The sequence below is a fragment of the Pseudarthrobacter sp. BIM B-2242 genome (assembly GCF_014764445.1).
Lineage (GTDB): Bacteria > Actinomycetota > Actinomycetes > Actinomycetales > Micrococcaceae > Arthrobacter > Arthrobacter luteus_A.
Genome location: NZ_CP061721.1, coordinates 574521 through 589092 on the forward strand (window position 1 = coordinate 574521; position 14572 = coordinate 589092).

The following is a 14572-nucleotide window of genomic DNA, read 5'->3' on the forward strand; positions in this document are numbered from 1 at the left end:
GAGGAGGCGGATTCCCGCCCTTCGTGCGCCGCAGGAGGCAACTGACATGTTTCGTTTACAGCGGATGGTGGCGCTCGGTGCGGTGTTGGCTGTGGCTGGGTGCGCGGCGCCTGCCCCTGCCCCGGCGCCGCCGGAACTCCTCACGGCCGACGGCGTCGAACGGGTTTCGGTGGACCGCACGGCGTATGCCGCCGAGCTGCGTTCCTTCCGGGCTTCCGCCCTCATCCTCGGTGAGGCCCTGCTGACCGACGGCGGCGACGGTTCCGGCGGGAACGTGGTGTCCTCGCCCGGGAGCCTCCTGATTGCCCTCGCCATGCTTCGGGCGGGTGCATCCGGCGGGACAGCGGCGGAGATGGACAGTGTTCTGAGGTTTCCCGCGGAAAAAGGCGATGAGGCCATGAACTCTGTTCTCCGCTCGCTCGAAACCTTCGACGGCGACCCCGGCGCTGTGGACGAAGAGAATCCGCCGCGCAAACCGGTTATGCATGCCGCCAACGGGCTGTTTGTGGACAAGGATGTGCCCACTGGGGAGTTCTTCCTCGCCACACTGGCCCGGCACTATGGAGCCGGAGTGTATCCCGTGGATTTCAGCGATGAGGGAACAACGAAGCCTGCCATTGACGCCTGGGTGAACCGGAACACCGGCGGCCGGGTCAAGGAAGCGCCCGCAAAATACGATCCGGACAACACGTTCAGCCTGCTCAATTCCCTGTACTTCGCCGCGGCCTGGAGTGCACCGTTCGACCCTAACGACACCTCAGACCTGCCCTTCAGCACAGCCGCGGGCGAGGAAATCGAGGCACCGGCGATGCATAACGAACTCACGATGAAGTATGCGGAAGGGGCCGGCTGGAAGGGTGTGGACCTTCCCTACGCCGACGGCTTTGTCATGCGTTTGGTTCTGCCCGATGACATGACCGATCCTGCAGCCGGCCCTGCTTCTGCGGCATTCGGTGCGGACAAACTGACGGAAATTGCCGACATCTTTGATGCCGCCGGGCCCGTGTCTGTGCGGATCAAGCTACCCCGCTGGGACCACAAGAGCAGCTTTGACCTGCGCAAAGTCTTCGAGTCACTGGGCCTGAAGAAGATGCTCGCCACCACGGAGGACTTCAACAACATTCAGCCGCAGATGATGATCACCCAGGCTGCCCAGGCCGCCAACATCACGGTGGCCGAAAAGGGCACCATCGCCGCCGCCGTAACGCAGATCAACGGAGAGGCCACCAGCGCCCCGCCGCAGCCCGAACGGACCATCGATTTCGACCGGCCGTTCCACTACCAGATCGTGCACGCTGAAACCGGACTGCCGCTGTTCATGGGAACGGTGGCCGACCCGCGTTAGCGGCGCGGCCGCCGTCGTCCGTTACTTCAGACGCTCTCTCACTTAATGCAGGAAAATCGACAACGCTCTCTCACTTTCTTGAAGAAAGTGAGAGAGGGTTGCCGGAAAACCCGCATTAAGTGAGAGAGCGTCCCGGGGGTTGGGGGTTGGGGGTGGGGCAGCGGGTTAGCGCGCGCCGCCCTGCCAGAGAGCGTCGAACGGGGCGCCCGAGGCTACCCGGTTGCGGATGCCCGCCGTGACGAATTCCTTGGCCGTCCGCGCAGCCGCCAGAGGGGTGGCGCCCTTGGCGAGTTCCGCGGTCACCGCGGCGGCCAGGGAGCAGCCGGCGCCCGAAACGGCCACCTCGCCCACCTTGGGAGAACTGAGGACTTCGAGGGTGTCGCCGTCGTAGTAAACGTCGACGGCGTCCGGGCCTGCCAGCCGCACGCCGCCCTTGGCAAGCACCGCCGCGCCGCTGAGCTCATGGATGCGGATGGCCGCGGCCTTGAGGGACTCGACGTCGGTGATCGCCAGGCCGGACAGCGATTCGGCTTCGAAGTGGTTCGGCGTGACGAACGTAGCCAGGGGCAGGATCTGAACCTTCAGGGCCTGGTCGGTGTCCAGCGCGTGGCCTGGCTCCTGGCCCTTGCAGATCAGTACGGGATCCAGCACCACGTTCCGGTAATTGCCCGCACCCAGTGCTGCTGCCACCGTGCCGATAGTCGCCGGGCTCCCCAGCATGCCGATCTTTACGGTGTCCAGCACGGGCCTGCCGGGGTGCGTAACCGCGTCCGACGCCGGACCGTACGCCGCCGTTGTGGCTTCCAGCTGGTGGGCGATCACCTGCTGGTCCACCGGCGTGAACCGGTGGTTCCAGCTGTCGTTCGGGTCGAAGGACACGATGCACGTGAGGTTGGCGATGCCGAACACACCGAGTTCCTGGAAGGTCCTCAAATCAGCCTGGGCGCCGGCGCCGCCGGTGGACTCGGAGCCCGCAATCGTCAGGACAACGGCGGGGGACTGGGCAGCGGTTGTAGCAAAAGTCATGGATCTATCCTGCCATTCCGCGGCCGGTCTCCGCGCTCGGACTAGTCCCGGCTGAGTCCAGCCGCTTCGCGCGCGAGCCTGGTGATCTGGTCCCAATCATTGCTTTCCACAACTGCGCGCGGGGTGAGCCAGCTGCCACCCACGCAGGAGACATTCGGGAGCTTCAGATACGCGGGTGCGGAGTCCAGGCTGATCCCGCCGGTCGGGCAGAACTGCACCTGCGGGATGGGTGCTCCGATGGCGGCGAGATAGTCCGGGCCACCGGCGGGTCCTGCCGGGAAGAACTTCATGGCCGTGATGCCCCGTTCAAGGAGCGCCATGACCTCGCCCACGGTGGCAACCCCGGGGAGGACGGGAACGTCGAGGGTCAGCATGTGGTCCAGCAATGCCGGCGTGACGCCGGGGCTCACCAGGAACTGCGCGCCGACTCCCACCGCGGCGTCTGCCTGGGCGGGTGTGAGGATAGTGCCGGCGCCCACCAGGATGTCCGGGACTTCGTTCGCGATGCGTTTCAGCGATTCGAGGGCGCTGTCGGTCCGGAGCGTGAGTTCGATGATCCGCACGCCGCCGTCGGCCAGCGCCCTGGCCACGGGAACGGCATGCTGTGGGTCGGCTATGGTGACGACGGGAATTACGGGGGAAACGTGCAGGACGCTGGTTGCGTCAGCCATGGGGTGTTCTCTTTTCTTAGGCCGTCCAGCCTGTCGGTGTCGATGATGCGGTACCAGCCGTTGCTGCATGGGCCCGGGTCTGCTCCAAGCTGGGGATGAAGCCGGTGCCGCCCTTGCCGCCAACCACCAGCGAAGCCGCCGCTGCACCCAATCGGGCGGCCACGGGAAGGCTGTCGCCGAGGACCAGCCGGGCAGTCAGGGTGCCCACGAACGCATCGCCGGCCCCCGTCTGGTCCACCACGGACGGGGCCGGGACGGAGTCCATCCACGCGCTGTCCCGTCCCTCGCCCTCGAGCTGGATGCCCTCCGCTCCGCAGGTCACGGCGACGTTGGCAGCGCCGAGGCTCCGGAGCTTCGCCGCCGCCTCGGCCGCCGTGGAGCAGCCCAGGAGCGCGGACGTTTCGCCGGGAAACGACGGCGTCACCAGGAAGGTGCGCGGCGCGAGTTGCAGGAGTGCCTCCGTCGCGTCCTCCACGGACGTGAGCCGCGGGCGGAAGTTGGGGTCGAAGACGAAACGCCGGGCAAGCGCGGCGGCCTTCACCACCGCTGCGCGGGTGGATGCCGAAATGGCGCAGGCGATGCCGCCTGCCACTACTGACCCGGCGGCCGCGAAGACTGCCGGGTCGACGTCGTCGGGGCCCAGGCTGGAGCCGACGCTGCCGCTGCGGGCGTAGGAGAATTCGCGCTGCCCGTCGGGGTCGCAGTGAACCAGGTAGACGCCCTGCTGTCCGGCACGGAATGTCAGGAGCCCGGGGGAGATGCCTAGTTCAACAATCCGGGCGGCGATGGCCTTGCCCAGGTCGTCGTCGGTCAGCACCGATAGCAGGCCAACGCGGGCACCGGCTGCTGCCGCGGCCGCTGCGACGTTCAGGGCGTCACCGGAAATGCCGAGCTGAGCCGGGACACCGTGGGCGAACGCGACGTCGGTGGCTACCTCAACGAGGATCTCGCCCATCACGACGACGTCGAAGGGCGCGGCGGTCAGTCGGGTTGAATTGTTCACCAGTCATGTGCCGATCCGTCGAGCCGCCGGTTGATCGGCAGGTATTGGGGTCAAGGGGGAAGCGGGCGGCGGCTTCCCCGTTGAACTTTACGCCTATTCGGGGTGCCGGCGCCGTGCCTGGTTTCCACCTCGGAAGGGTGTGCCTACGGGGCCACGTCATCATGCGTTGTGACGAGGCGAACCACCGCCAACCGTCCGATTGCGGCGCAGACTCCAGTCCAGGGGATCAGTCCCCACATGGTGAGCCACCCGCCACCTGCCATGAAAAGAAGCGTGAGCAGGCCCGTGGCTAGCCCCACCCCGGCGATGGCTGCAATGTGCAGCACCTGGTCGCGGACAGGCCGCATCATGATGCCGACGGCCAGGGCCAGCGGCATCCCGAGCAGGAGCGCCGCAGCAATTCCGAAAACGTAGCCCGTCGCACCGAGGGGCACGCCAAAAAGCACCACGGTGATGCCGGCACTAAGAAGGAACGCGCCGGGGCCGAACGTCACGCGGTGGGCCCGGCTCACCGCTTGGCGATGCTAAGAAGCGCGCGCCCCAGCTCCGGCTGACGGAAGATGAACCCGGCATCGATCAGCTTCTGCGGCTGCACCCACCGGCTCTTCAGCACCAGCTCGGTGTCCGTGCGGATCAGGACGGCGCCCAGCCTGAGCAGCCAGGCCGGGGTGGGAAGGCCAAGCCTGGCGCCGTACGCCCGCCGGACGAAGTGCATCAGTTCGCGGTTGTCCACCACGTCCGGGGAAGCCACATTCACCGGACCGGAGATGTCGGTCCGGGCGTGCAGGAAGCGGACGGTGCGGTAGAGGTCCTCCAGATGGATCCAGCTGAACTTCTGGCCGCCGCGGCCCATAGGCCCGCCCAGGCCGAGCCGAGCCAGGGTGGCGAAGGGGCGCAGCGCGCCGCCGCCCGGCCCGAGGACGATGGCGATCCGCAACGCAACCTTCCTGGTCCGGGGAGTGTCTGCGGCCTCCAGGGCGGCTTCCCAGGCGCGCGCGACGTCCACGGAAAAACCGCTGCCGAGGTCGCCGTCGGACTCCGTTTGGGGACGGTCGTCCGCATTCCGGTAGATGGTGCCCGTGCTCGCGTTGAGCCAGGTCGACGGCGGCACCCGGCACCCTTCCAGGGCGCGGCCGAGCGCGGTGGTGGTGGCGACGCGGGAATCGAGGATGGCGGCTCTGTTCCGCGCGTTATAGCGGCAGTTGACCGATCGTCCGGCGAGGTTGACCAGCAGGTCGGCACCGTCCAGCACCCGGGTGATGGCGGCGTCGTCGTCCCAGCGTGCGGACTCAGCCGAACCCTTGGCTGTCCGGCGGCCGATAGTGCGCACTGACCACCCCGCCTGCTCGAAGCGCGCCCGGAGATAAGTGCCGATGAAGCCCGAGGCTCCGGCGACCACTACGGTTTTTGCCTTGTTCATTTCTTTTCCCATGATGTTCAGGTGCGGATGCTGCGGCTCAGGCTAAGGACGTCGTCCATGACCTTATTGACCCCCGGAATCCTGGCCAGCGACAGTCCCCGGGCGATCAGCGGGACGGCCCCGTCCACGAGTTTCCGGGTGCGGCGCTGGCCTTCCGAGGTGTCGTACACCCAAAACAGGGCGATCCCCATGTAGCCCAGCCACAGGAGCTCGGGCAGATCGGCGCGCAACTTCTTGGGTGGGAGAGGGCTGGCGCCGTCAACCGCGGTCCGGAAGATGCCCAGCGAGGCTTCGCGGGCCGCCGTCGATTCTCCTGCGAAGGGGTTGACTGGCGACGTCGGCCGGATGGCCGTGGCCACGAAGTCGGCGCCGAACCGGTGGTAGGGCGCCATGACGTCGAGGCCCGTGTGGAGGGTGGCTTTCAGGCGGCTGGCCAGGTCCTTCAGGCCGTCGAGCGCTTCGTCCGCCTTTGCGGCATGCTCGGCCTGGACCTGGACGTAGAGTTCCTGGACCAGGTCATCCTTGGACGCAAAGTAGTAATAGGCGTTGCCTACTGAAACCCCGGCCTCGGCAGCGATGGCCCGCATGGTGGTCTTCTCGAAGCCGATCTCGCGGAACATGCGCAGCGCGATGTCCGCCAGGTGTTGCCGCGTGTGCTCGCTCTTGGTGGTTGCCACTGTTTCCTTTTTTGAACGTGTTCAGAAATGAGTATGACACGGAACTGAACGTGTTCAAAACTTTCGCGCCCCGGAGTGGTGGGACAATGGCGTGACAGTGCTAATACAGCCGGCGCACCGCCCAGCCCCCGTTGAGGGGGCAGGCGCCGAGCGAACCACTATGAACGGACACCTCCATGCCTTCCCCCTCAGGCCGCGACGCCCTGCCCATGGCAAACCCCGCAGGCACAGCAAAATTCGCCTCCATCGGCTCGCCCTACTTCGGCATCATGCTCGCCGGGATGGCCGTGGTGCTGATCCTGTCCAACATCGGCGCGTCCAAGGGCGTGGCCATCGGCCCGATCATTACCGACGGCGGCTTCTTCCTCTTCCCGCTGGCCTACATCCTGGGCGATGTAATCAGCGAGGTATACGGCTTCAAAGTGGCGCGCAAGGCCATTTTCACCACCTTCGCCCTATCCGTCTTCGCCTCGATCTGCTACTGGGTGATCATCGCGCTGCCGGGCTTTGACGACGAATTTGGCACCTCCAAGCAGGCCGCCCTCGAAGGTGCGCTGGGCCCGGTCCCGCAGATTGTGCTGGCCTCGCTGCTGGCGTTCCTGGCCGGCCAGACCATCAACTCCTGGATCCTGGTGAAGATGAAGGCCCGCTCCGGGGAGAAGTCTCTCTGGGCGCGCCTCATGGGCTCCTCCGGCGCCGGCGAGTTCGTGGACACCCTGATCTTCTGCAGCATCGCGGCCTCCGTCATCGGCATCACCGATTTCGGCACGTTCGTGAACTACGTCGTGGTGGGTTTCGTCTACAAAACCCTGGTGGAGTTCCTGTTCGTCCCGGTGACGTCCCTGGTGATCGGCTGGATCAAGAAGCGCGAACCGAGCTACGGGGCGTAAGTCGCCGCGATGGCACCGGTGACGAACGCCGCGTAGCCGCCGCCCGGCGTCGGACTTTGTAGCCCCATCCTTTGATCCCCACCGGCACCCTAACCTCGCAAGCTCGGCCAGGGAACCCTGCCGGCGTGGGCCCTCGGCCGTTTTGAGCCTTCAAAAGGGCGGTTACGGAGCAATGGATGGGTTTGGCCGGTCAGGCCTTCAGTGTCCCGTCGAGGAGGGTGCGGAGCTCGGCGAAGTGCCGCTCCGAGGCCTCGGCATGGAACATGGACGTGTCCGCCATCGTGTAGCCGTGCGGCGCCCCGGGGTAGACCTCGTTGGACGCCTCAAGCCCTGCAGCAGCCAGCGCCTCGCCCAAGCGTGCGACGGCGTCGGAATCCATGCTCTTGTCATGGTCCGCGTGGCCGAAGACGAACCGCGCCCTGGCTTTGCCGAGCTCCAGGTGGGGGCTGTCCGGGGCATCGCTGGCGAGCCCGCCGCCGTGGAATCCGCCGCACGCTGCCACCACATCGGGGTAGGCGGTGGCGGTCCGCACCGCGAGCCGGGCGCCCATGCAGTAGCCGAACGTGCCGATGGGACCCGGTGCGACGCCGTCGAGCGTTCCCAGTGCCGCAACCCACGCATCAATGTCCGGCAGCGCCTTGTCCGTGGTCAGGCGCCCCACGCGCGCGAACGCCGCCTTGCCGGCGGCAGCCCGGCCGTCAGGGGTGGTCATGTCCACGTTTGGTGCGAGCTGCGCGGCCGTCCCTTCCCGGTAGAAGACGTTCGGTGCCAGGACCACATAGCCCCAGTCGGCGATGCGCTGCGCCATCTCCTCGATGCGCGGGCGCAGGCCAAAAGCATCCATGTAGAGGATGACGCCCGGGAACGGCCCGGCGCCTGTGGACGGACGGGTGACCAGGGCCTCGGCAACGCCGTCAGCGGCAGGGATCTCGATGAGCATTCGGTCAGGATATCGGAGCGCGACGGCGGGACGTGCCTTTGGGCGCGCGGCGCCACCCGGGATCCGGGTCCCGGGAGGGAACGGGCTCAGGAGTAGTACTGCGCCAGGGTCTCGGCCTTGAACTCGAAGAAGTTCCCTGATTCGATGGCCAGCCGGGCGTCGTCCACCATCTTCACCACAAAACGCTCGTTGTGGATGGAGATTAGCGTGGCGGAGAGCATCTCCTTGGCTTTGAACAGGTGGTGGATGTAGGCGCGCGAGTAGTTGGCGCAGGCGTAGCAGTCGCAGCCGTCCTGGAGCGGGCCGAAGTCGCGTTTGTACTTGGCGCCGGACAGGTTGTAGCGGCCGGTGGGGGTGTAGAACGCCGAGTTGCGGGCCACGCGGGTGGGGGAGACACAGTCGAAGGTGTCGGCGCCGTTCTCGATGGCGGTGAAGATGTCGTCCGGCTCGGAGATGCCCAGCAGGTGCCGCGGCTTGTCCTCCGGCAGTTCCTCGTTGCACCAGCGCACAATCGTGCCGAGGTTTTCCTTCTCCAGCGCACCGCCGATGCCGTAGCCGTCGAAGTTCATGGCCCCGAGGTCCTGGCAGGCCTTCCGGCGGAGGTCCTCGTACTGGGCGCCCTGGATCACGCCGAACAGGGCCTGGTACGGCTTCCCCGAACGCGACTCCGTCAGCCGGAAATGCTCGTCCAGGCAACGCAGCGCCCAGAGCCGGGTACGCTCCAAAGACTCTTCCTGGTAGCCGCGGGAGTTCTGCAGTGTGGTCAGCTCGTCGAAGGCGAACATGATGTCCGCGCCGATCTGGTGCTGGACCTGCATGGAGATCTCGGGAGAGAAGCGGTGGCGGTCGCCGTTCAGGTGCGATTTGAACCAGACACCGTCGTTGTCAATGTGGGCCAGGCGTTCCTTGCCCGGGGCCACAGCGTCGTCAGGCCCCGAGCTGTCCACGGACTTCATGTCGATGACCTTCTTGAACCCCGAGCCCAGGCTCATCACCTGGAACCCGCCGGAATCCGTGAACGTGGGCCCGGACCAGTTCATGAAGGCACCCAGCCCGCCGGCCTCGTCCAGGATGTCCGCGCCGGGCTGGAGGTACAGGTGGTAGGCGTTGGCCAGCAGCGCCTGCGCCCCGAGCTCCGCCATGGACTCTGGCAGCACCGACTTCACGGTGGCCTTGGTCCCGACGGCGATGAACGCCGGCGTCTGGATCTCGCCGTGAGGGGTGGTTATGGTGCCCGTGCGGCCCAGGAATCCGCCGCCGTTGGCTGCCTCCTGCGCGGCCGACGGCGCGCAGCTTTCGGCCAGCCGGGTGCCAACTGTGAAGGAGAACCGGGACTGGGTGGCAGGGTCGGCGGACAGGGCGGAGGCGGGGTTGGCTGGCACGGTTCCAGTGTGCCAGCAAACCCCGCCGATCCCTCAGTTGGCGGCCTTCTCTGTGGGGTAGTTCTCAGCCCGCCACCCGTCCCAGGACGACTGGATGGACTCCAGCTTGTGGGCACCCAGGTCGTAGGTGGAGGCAATAACCATCGCGCCGCCGTCGGGCCTTACATCCTCGATGACGGGCTGATCCGCGACGATCAGCAGGCCGTCGCCGTGCTCGGCGTATCCGTGGACGGTGAGCCCCACCTGGTGGTTGCTGCGGTACCAGACCTTGCCGGAGATATCCTCCCCGGTGGGCAGCGTCAGCTGGTACGGCTCGCCCGGCTTGGGAACATCAGACAGTCCCAGCTTCTCGATCGCCGAACCGTGGCCGCCCGGGAACTCGAAGAAAAGGGTGTGCCGCTTGCCGTGCGGATGATGTTCCAGGGCGAACCGGAGCTGCTGGAGGAACGTCAGCCAGCCCTGGGTGATGTCCTCATCCCACGCCGCCCACTCGGAGTTGTGGTCCAGGGCAGCCCGGGTGATGCTGACCTGGGTCCCGCCCGGCACAGGCTTCAGATCAAAGACGTCGCCGCCGTTGACGGTCAGACTCGTGTGGTCCGGTGCTTCGACGACGTTGCTGCCAAAGTAGATCTCGTTGATTTCGGCCGGCAGTTCGTCAGTGTCCCAGCCGTGCCACTGGGCCACCTTGGCCGGTTCGCGCAGCATGATCCAGACCTGCGGCGCATCAGCATTAATCACTACGCTCAGATTGTTCGTCATAGCCCCGAATCTACAACTCGGGCGCAGCCCCGGGTAGGGGGCATTTTCTTCAGGCCCGGACGGCCTCGAGCTCGTTGCTGATCCGGCGCTGCAGTTCGCCGAGCCCGATGGTCTCAGACCCGCCGTGGGCCCGCAGGAAGAGCAGGGATTCCAGACGCAGCAGCCGCCACTCCCGCTCGGCCTCGTGGTTGGAATTGTCGATGGAGCGGAAGATCTCTTTGTCGTACAGGTTGGGTTCGTTCAGGGAACGCTGGCGGACCTTGGCGTTCATGCGTGCCTTGAAAGGATCCGTTTCCTGGCTCTCCGGAGTCCGCAGCAGCTTCTCATACACCTCGGCGCGGTCGTCCTGCCGGTCCTGGCGGCAGATGTAGCTGGACAGCGCCAGTGACGCTTCGACGGAGGCCCACCTGCCCGGATTGCCGTCGAAGGGCAGGACGTTGAGCAGGTCCGCCACAGCCAGGGCGCCGTCGGGATCCTTCAGCGTGATGAACAGCTCGTGGGCGAGGTCGCTCAGGTCCTTCAGGCAGCTGCCCGACTTGAAGTTGATGCCCTTTGCCAGCTTGTCCGCCAGCAGCAGGACACCCACGGCGTCCGGATGTTCCTCGGCGGCAGCCGCCACTACGGACTCCGGGGTGCCCTGCGGCTCGGGGATGCGCGCGAGTTCCTCCGCGGACGGGCCGCTCACCGCGGGCGGGATGGCAGGCAGGGGAGGCACGACGACGGCGGGAGCCGCCGGGGCTGCCTCCGCCGCTGCGGGGGGCTGCTTTTCCAACGGTTCCGCGCCGCGCTGTTCGTCCCGGGACGGGTGCGCTGCCGCCGGAAGCCGGGTAACGGCGTCGGACGCCGGGTTCTCGTTTGCTTCGTCTTCGAGCATGAGGTCCTGGAGGCTGACATCGTGGACAACGCTGTGAGCGACCCTCACCGTGGAGCCCGCCGCGATGCGGATGGTGCCGCCGCCGGTGAGGCTTGCCAGAACCACGGCAGGGGTCCCGAAATCATCCGGCTCAAGCTCCACTCGCTGGATTTCGGCGGTGCGTTCACCGTCGGGAAGGAGGAGATGATCGCCGGACGTCAGAGATCCAGCCTGCTGTTCGCTGTAGTGCCGGGCGGCTGGGGTTTCGGTCATGGGGGTCCTTAAATTCTCTTGCGGTCCGCCCTACAGTCTACAAAGGAGGGCTCTCCAAATCCGGGACGCCGGGGATCCCGCGGGCGTCAGAAGCCCACTCCAGCGAAGGCCAGCGCCTGGCGGACCAAGGCTCCGCGACCGCCGCTGAATTCGAGTTGCACGCCCGGGCTCAGCACTTCTTCCGGGGTCATCCAGGTCAGTTCCAGGGCGTCCTGGCGCGGCTCGCACTCGCCCGTCACAGGGATGACGTAGGCCAGGGACACGGCGTGTTGGCGGTCATCGGTGAAGCCGGTGTGGGACGGGGCGGGGAAGTATTCGGCCACCGTGAACGGCACGGGGCTGATGGGCAGCTGCGGGAAGGCGAGCGGTCCCAGGTCCTTCTCCATGTGGCGCAGGAGCGCGCCGCGGATGGTCTCGCGGTAGATGACCCTGCCTGACACCAGCGAGCGGATCATGTTGCCGTCTTCATCGGCCTGCAGCAGCGTGCCAACCTCGTTCACGAACCCCAGCGGATCCAGCCTGACCGGAACAGCCTCTACGTAGATCATGGGCAGCCTCCCGCGGGCCTCAAAGAGGTCTTCCTCGGAGAGCCAGCCGGGATTGGGGTCAGGAGTGCGAACGTTCATGGTTAAGTTCTACCCCATCGGACGCGTCCGGGCCGGTGAGAGGTGAGCTCTCAGCGTAAAGGACGGCTTTTAGCGCCGGGAAGTCGCCTCTGGATCTCAGTTTTCCCGGTGCCGCTGCGAAATCCACAGTGTGGGCGGGATGCTGGGTGCCGGGTTCGCCGTGCTTGCGCCCTCGGCGTCGGGGTTGGCCACGTGGAGGGTCCGGCCGAAGGCCTCTTCCGTTTCGCTGACCTCCAGTCCGGCCGCGGCGAGCCGGTCGCGCAGGGTGCCCACATCGCCGTCGTACTCAAATCCCAGGCCCGACCGCGAGGGGCCGGACGCCGGCCGGACCATCAGCACCCCGCCGTTCTTGGCGGTAAAGTCCGCGGTTTCGTCGGCGTCGGGGACAGGACGGAACCTGGCGCCGATGTCCTGCAGCGTCATGGCGGCCGGACCGGGATCGGCCGTGAACCAGACGCCGACGACCGTCACCGCAGCATCAGCACCGCTGCCGTTCACCTCGCGGGCACCGGGGTCCGCTAGGAAGGTGAAGCCGTCCCGGCCCGTGATGCGGCAGGATTCGCCGTGGTCCGCGGTGATGAGCTCGGCAGTGGTGCTGCCGGATTCGTCCCCGGCCAGGCTGGTGCGGCGGGCAAACTCGGCGAGGTCGCCCACTTCGACGCCGAACGACGTCGTCCCGTCGTCCGGTGAGCCGGCCTCGGTGACGTGGAGGGCCAGCCTGCCCGAACCGGCGTCGAACTCCCGCCACGGACCGTGGTCTACGGTCTTGGCGAGGCCCAGGGCCGCCAGGAGCTCCTCCCATTTTTCCGGGCGGGACGTGAAGTGGACGGGCCTGACACGCAGCATGGCTTCTCCTCGAATCCGGGACAGTTACCGCCATCATGCCACCACTTTTACCGGCCGGCACCGTGCAGAATAGGGCCATGGCCATTGAACTTGAGGAACTGCTGGTTAAGGATGCGGCCGCATGGCGGGCCTGGCTGGAAGAGCACCACGCGGACAGCCCCGGCGTGTGGCTTGTCCTCCACAAGAAGGGCGGCAATGTCACGGAACTGGACTACGACGCCGCGCTTGATGAGGCGTTGTGTTTCGGGTGGATCGATGGACAGGTCAATAAGCGCGACGCGGAGACCTACAGCCAGCGCATGACCCGCCGCACCCCGAAGAGCCCCTGGTCAGCCCGGAATGTGGGGCACGTTGCCCGGCTGGAAGCCGCGGGCAGGATGACCGACGCCGGGCGGGCCGCCGTCGAAAGCGCCAAGGCGGACGGCCGCTGGGAGATCGCTTATGGCGGACAGGCAACCGCAGAGGTTCCGCCCGATCTGGCGGCGGCGATCGCAGCCGTCCCGGCGGCGCAGGCGATGTTCGATGTCCTCACATCCGTCAACCGATACGCCCTGATTTACAGGACGATTTCGGTGAAGCAGGCGGCCACGCGCGAACGGAAAATCGCAGGTTTTGTGGAGATGCTGGCCCGTGGCGAGACACCGTTCCCGCAGAAGCGGAAGCCCGCCGCCCCGCCCAACTAAGTAGCGCTAACTGTCGTTTTGAGGGCTCAAAACGACAGTTGGCGCTACTTAGTTGGGATCAGTCGTCCAGCGGAAACGCCACGCCTTCCCCCACCACCCGCAGGCAGAGCTCCATGCCGGGCCGGGCGATCGAGGCGTTCCAGTGCCGGATGGTGATGATCTCGCCGCCACCGGGATAGCGGTGGTCCTTGCCGCCGGCCAGTTCGGGCGGAACAGCCAGCTTCAGCCGCACGGTGGTTTCCGGGCCGAAGTAGTCGGTGTCCACCACGACGCCGCGGATGGGGCCGCCTTCGGCGATCCTGATCTGTTCGGGCCGCAGCATCAGCTGCACGCGGCCCTGTGCCGGCGGGCGGCGGACGGGGATTCCGCCGAGCGAGCAGTTGGCCAGCGAGCCTTCCATCCAGGCGTCCAGGATGACGGCGTCGCCCAGGAATTCGGCCGTGGCACGATCGGCAGGGCGCGTGTAGACCACAAACGGGTTGCCGATCTGCGCCAGCCTGCCGCCCCGCATCACGGCCACCTGGTCGGCGAAGGACAAAGCCTCGGCCTGGTCGTGGGTGACCAGGATGGTGGTCACCCCGGCGGCAGCCAGGACCTTGGCCACGGCCCGCCGGGTGGCCACCCGGAGTCCGGCGTCGAGGGCCGAGAACGGCTCGTCCAGCAGCATCAGTTCCGGTTCACGGGCCAGGGCGCGGGCCAGGGCAACACGCTGCTGCTGGCCGCCGGAGAGCTGGTGGGGCCGCCGTTTTGCCATGGATGAGTCCAGGGAGACCATCTCCAGCAGTTCGCTGATCCGGGCAGTGACAGCACCGCGTCCGCCGGGGAGCTTGCGTGCATCCAGGCCGAACGCGATGTTCTGGCCCACGGTCAGGTGCGGGAACAGGGCACCGTCCTGGGCCACGTACCCCACGTGGCGTTTATGCGCCGGCAGCCACACGCCGTCGCCGGCCACCTTGGTGCCATTGAGCGAAATGCTGCCCGTGGCCGGGTGTTCAAAGCCTGCGATCAGCCGCAGGAGCGTGGTCTTGCCCGAGCCGGACGGGCCCACAATGGCCGTGGTGCCGCCCTTGGCCACCGACAGGTTGACACCCCTGAGCACAGCCTGGGACGCGAAATTCTTGGTGACGTCGGTAATCTGCAGGTGGCTGTTGGTCGACGACTCCACTGATGCTGAGATC

General features: G+C 66.8%; 16 protein-coding genes. 3 read left to right on the forward strand and 13 right to left on the reverse strand.

From position 1 onward, the window contains the following. Positions 1-46: 46 nt before the first annotated feature. Positions 47-1345, forward strand: coding sequence for a serpin family protein (locus IDT60_RS02790; RefSeq protein WP_191080787.1), 1299 nt, complete (start codon positions 47-49; stop codon positions 1343-1345). A gap of 165 nt (positions 1346-1510) precedes the next feature. On the opposite strand, the gene IDT60_RS02795 is transcribed toward IDT60_RS02790, so the two are convergent. From IDT60_RS02795 to IDT60_RS02820, 6 genes are all read right to left on the reverse strand, one after another. After that, entirely contained in the window at positions 1511-2371 is an 861-nt protein-coding gene (locus IDT60_RS02795; RefSeq protein ID WP_191080788.1) for a hydroxymethylpyrimidine/phosphomethylpyrimidine kinase, read from the reverse strand. A 41-nt stretch (positions 2372-2412) separates the two neighbouring features. Further along, a complete protein-coding gene (gene eda, locus IDT60_RS02800; RefSeq protein ID WP_191080789.1) occupies positions 2413-3042 on the reverse strand; it encodes a bifunctional 4-hydroxy-2-oxoglutarate aldolase/2-dehydro-3-deoxy-phosphogluconate aldolase in 630 nt (209 codons plus the stop codon). Between the two features lie 16 nt (positions 3043-3058). Continuing rightward, positions 3059-3997, reverse strand: coding sequence for a PfkB family carbohydrate kinase (locus tag IDT60_RS02805; protein WP_191081801.1), 939 nt, complete (start codon positions 3995-3997; stop codon positions 3059-3061). Between the two features lie 191 nt (positions 3998-4188). Beyond that, complete coding sequence (locus IDT60_RS02810) at positions 4189-4557, reverse strand: hypothetical protein (protein ID WP_191080790.1); 369 nt, start codon at positions 4555-4557, stop codon at positions 4189-4191. After that, on the reverse strand, positions 4554-5465 hold the full coding sequence (locus tag IDT60_RS02815; protein ID WP_191080791.1) for a TIGR01777 family oxidoreductase: 912 nt from the start codon (positions 5463-5465) through the stop codon (positions 4554-4556). The genes IDT60_RS02810 and IDT60_RS02815 overlap by 4 nt, the downstream gene beginning before the upstream one ends. Positions 5466-5482: 17 nt before the next feature. Beyond that, entirely contained in the window at positions 5483-6085 is a 603-nt protein-coding gene (locus tag IDT60_RS02820) for a TetR/AcrR family transcriptional regulator (protein ID WP_191081802.1), read from the reverse strand. Between the two features lie 233 nt (positions 6086-6318). On the opposite strand from IDT60_RS02820, the gene IDT60_RS02825 reads away from it, so the two are divergent. Further along, positions 6319-7032: a queuosine precursor transporter gene (locus IDT60_RS02825; RefSeq protein ID WP_191080792.1), complete on the forward strand. Its 714-nt coding sequence runs from the start codon at positions 6319-6321 to the stop codon at positions 7030-7032. 190 nt (positions 7033-7222) lie between these two features. Here IDT60_RS02825 and IDT60_RS02830 read toward each other — a convergent pair whose 3' ends face one another. From IDT60_RS02830 to IDT60_RS02855, 6 genes are all read right to left on the reverse strand, one after another. Further along, positions 7223-7972 (reverse strand): dienelactone hydrolase family protein, encoded by a 750-nt coding sequence (locus tag IDT60_RS02830; RefSeq protein ID WP_191080793.1) that lies wholly within the window; start codon positions 7970-7972, stop codon positions 7223-7225. An 86-nt stretch (positions 7973-8058) separates the two neighbouring features. Next, positions 8059-9354 (reverse strand): tRNA guanosine(34) transglycosylase Tgt, encoded by a 1296-nt coding sequence (gene tgt, locus IDT60_RS02835; protein ID WP_191080794.1) that lies wholly within the window; start codon positions 9352-9354, stop codon positions 8059-8061. 33 nt (positions 9355-9387) lie between these two features. After that, the gene (locus IDT60_RS02840; RefSeq protein WP_191080795.1) at positions 9388-10113 is read right to left on the reverse strand and encodes an SRPBCC domain-containing protein; all 726 of its coding nucleotides are present in this window, start codon (positions 10111-10113) and stop codon (positions 9388-9390) included. A gap of 49 nt (positions 10114-10162) precedes the next feature. Further along, positions 10163-11239 (reverse strand): DUF6707 family protein, encoded by a 1077-nt coding sequence (locus IDT60_RS02845; protein ID WP_191080796.1) that lies wholly within the window; start codon positions 11237-11239, stop codon positions 10163-10165. 86 nt (positions 11240-11325) lie between these two features. Continuing rightward, positions 11326-11865 (reverse strand): NUDIX hydrolase family protein, encoded by a 540-nt coding sequence (locus IDT60_RS02850; protein ID WP_164202427.1) that lies wholly within the window; start codon positions 11863-11865, stop codon positions 11326-11328. A 96-nt stretch (positions 11866-11961) separates the two neighbouring features. After that, on the reverse strand, positions 11962-12711 hold the full coding sequence (locus tag IDT60_RS02855) for a VOC family protein (RefSeq protein ID WP_191080797.1): 750 nt from the start codon (positions 12709-12711) through the stop codon (positions 11962-11964). Between the two features lie 77 nt (positions 12712-12788). Here IDT60_RS02855 and IDT60_RS02860 point away from each other — a divergent pair, with 77 nt between their 5' ends. Next, positions 12789-13394, forward strand: coding sequence for a YdeI family protein (locus IDT60_RS02860; RefSeq protein ID WP_164202423.1), 606 nt, complete (start codon positions 12789-12791; stop codon positions 13392-13394). Between the two features lie 58 nt (positions 13395-13452). Here IDT60_RS02860 and IDT60_RS02865 read toward each other — a convergent pair whose 3' ends face one another. Beyond that, a complete protein-coding gene (locus tag IDT60_RS02865; protein ID WP_191081803.1) occupies positions 13453-14571 on the reverse strand; it encodes an ABC transporter ATP-binding protein in 1119 nt (372 codons plus the stop codon). Between the last annotated feature and the right edge of the window lies 1 nt (position 14572).

Coding starts and splice junctions, on each gene's coding strand:
- IDT60_RS02795 (WP_191080788.1), bottom strand. CDS start 2,371: ATGACTTTTGCTACAACCGCTGCCCAGTCCCCCGCCGTTGTCCTGACG.
- IDT60_RS02805 (WP_191081801.1), bottom strand. CDS start 3,997: ATGGGCGAGATCCTCGTTGAGGTAGCCACCGACGTCGCGTTCGCCCAC.
- IDT60_RS02840 (WP_191080795.1), bottom strand. CDS start 10,113: ATGACGAACAATCTGAGCGTAGTGATTAATGCTGATGCGCCGCAGGTC.
- IDT60_RS02845 (WP_191080796.1), bottom strand. CDS start 11,239: ATGACCGAAACCCCAGCCGCCCGGCACTACAGCGAACAGCAGGCTGGA.
- IDT60_RS02850 (WP_164202427.1), bottom strand. CDS start 11,865: ATGAACGTTCGCACTCCTGACCCCAATCCCGGCTGGCTCTCCGAGGAA.
- IDT60_RS02860 (WP_164202423.1), top strand. CDS start 12,789: ATGGCCATTGAACTTGAGGAACTGCTGGTTAAGGATGCGGCCGCATGG.
- IDT60_RS02815 (WP_191080791.1), bottom strand. CDS start 5,465: ATGAACAAGGCAAAAACCGTAGTGGTCGCCGGAGCCTCGGGCTTCATC.
- IDT60_RS02825 (WP_191080792.1), top strand. CDS start 6,319: ATGCCTTCCCCCTCAGGCCGCGACGCCCTGCCCATGGCAAACCCCGCA.
- IDT60_RS02855 (WP_191080797.1), bottom strand. CDS start 12,711: ATGCTGCGTGTCAGGCCCGTCCACTTCACGTCCCGCCCGGAAAAATGG.
- eda (WP_191080789.1), bottom strand. CDS start 3,042: ATGGCTGACGCAACCAGCGTCCTGCACGTTTCCCCCGTAATTCCCGTC.
- IDT60_RS02790 (WP_191080787.1), top strand. CDS start 47: ATGTTTCGTTTACAGCGGATGGTGGCGCTCGGTGCGGTGTTGGCTGTG.
- IDT60_RS02830 (WP_191080793.1), bottom strand. CDS start 7,972: ATGCTCATCGAGATCCCTGCCGCTGACGGCGTTGCCGAGGCCCTGGTC.
- IDT60_RS02820 (WP_191081802.1), bottom strand. CDS start 6,085: ATGTTCCGCGAGATCGGCTTCGAGAAGACCACCATGCGGGCCATCGCT.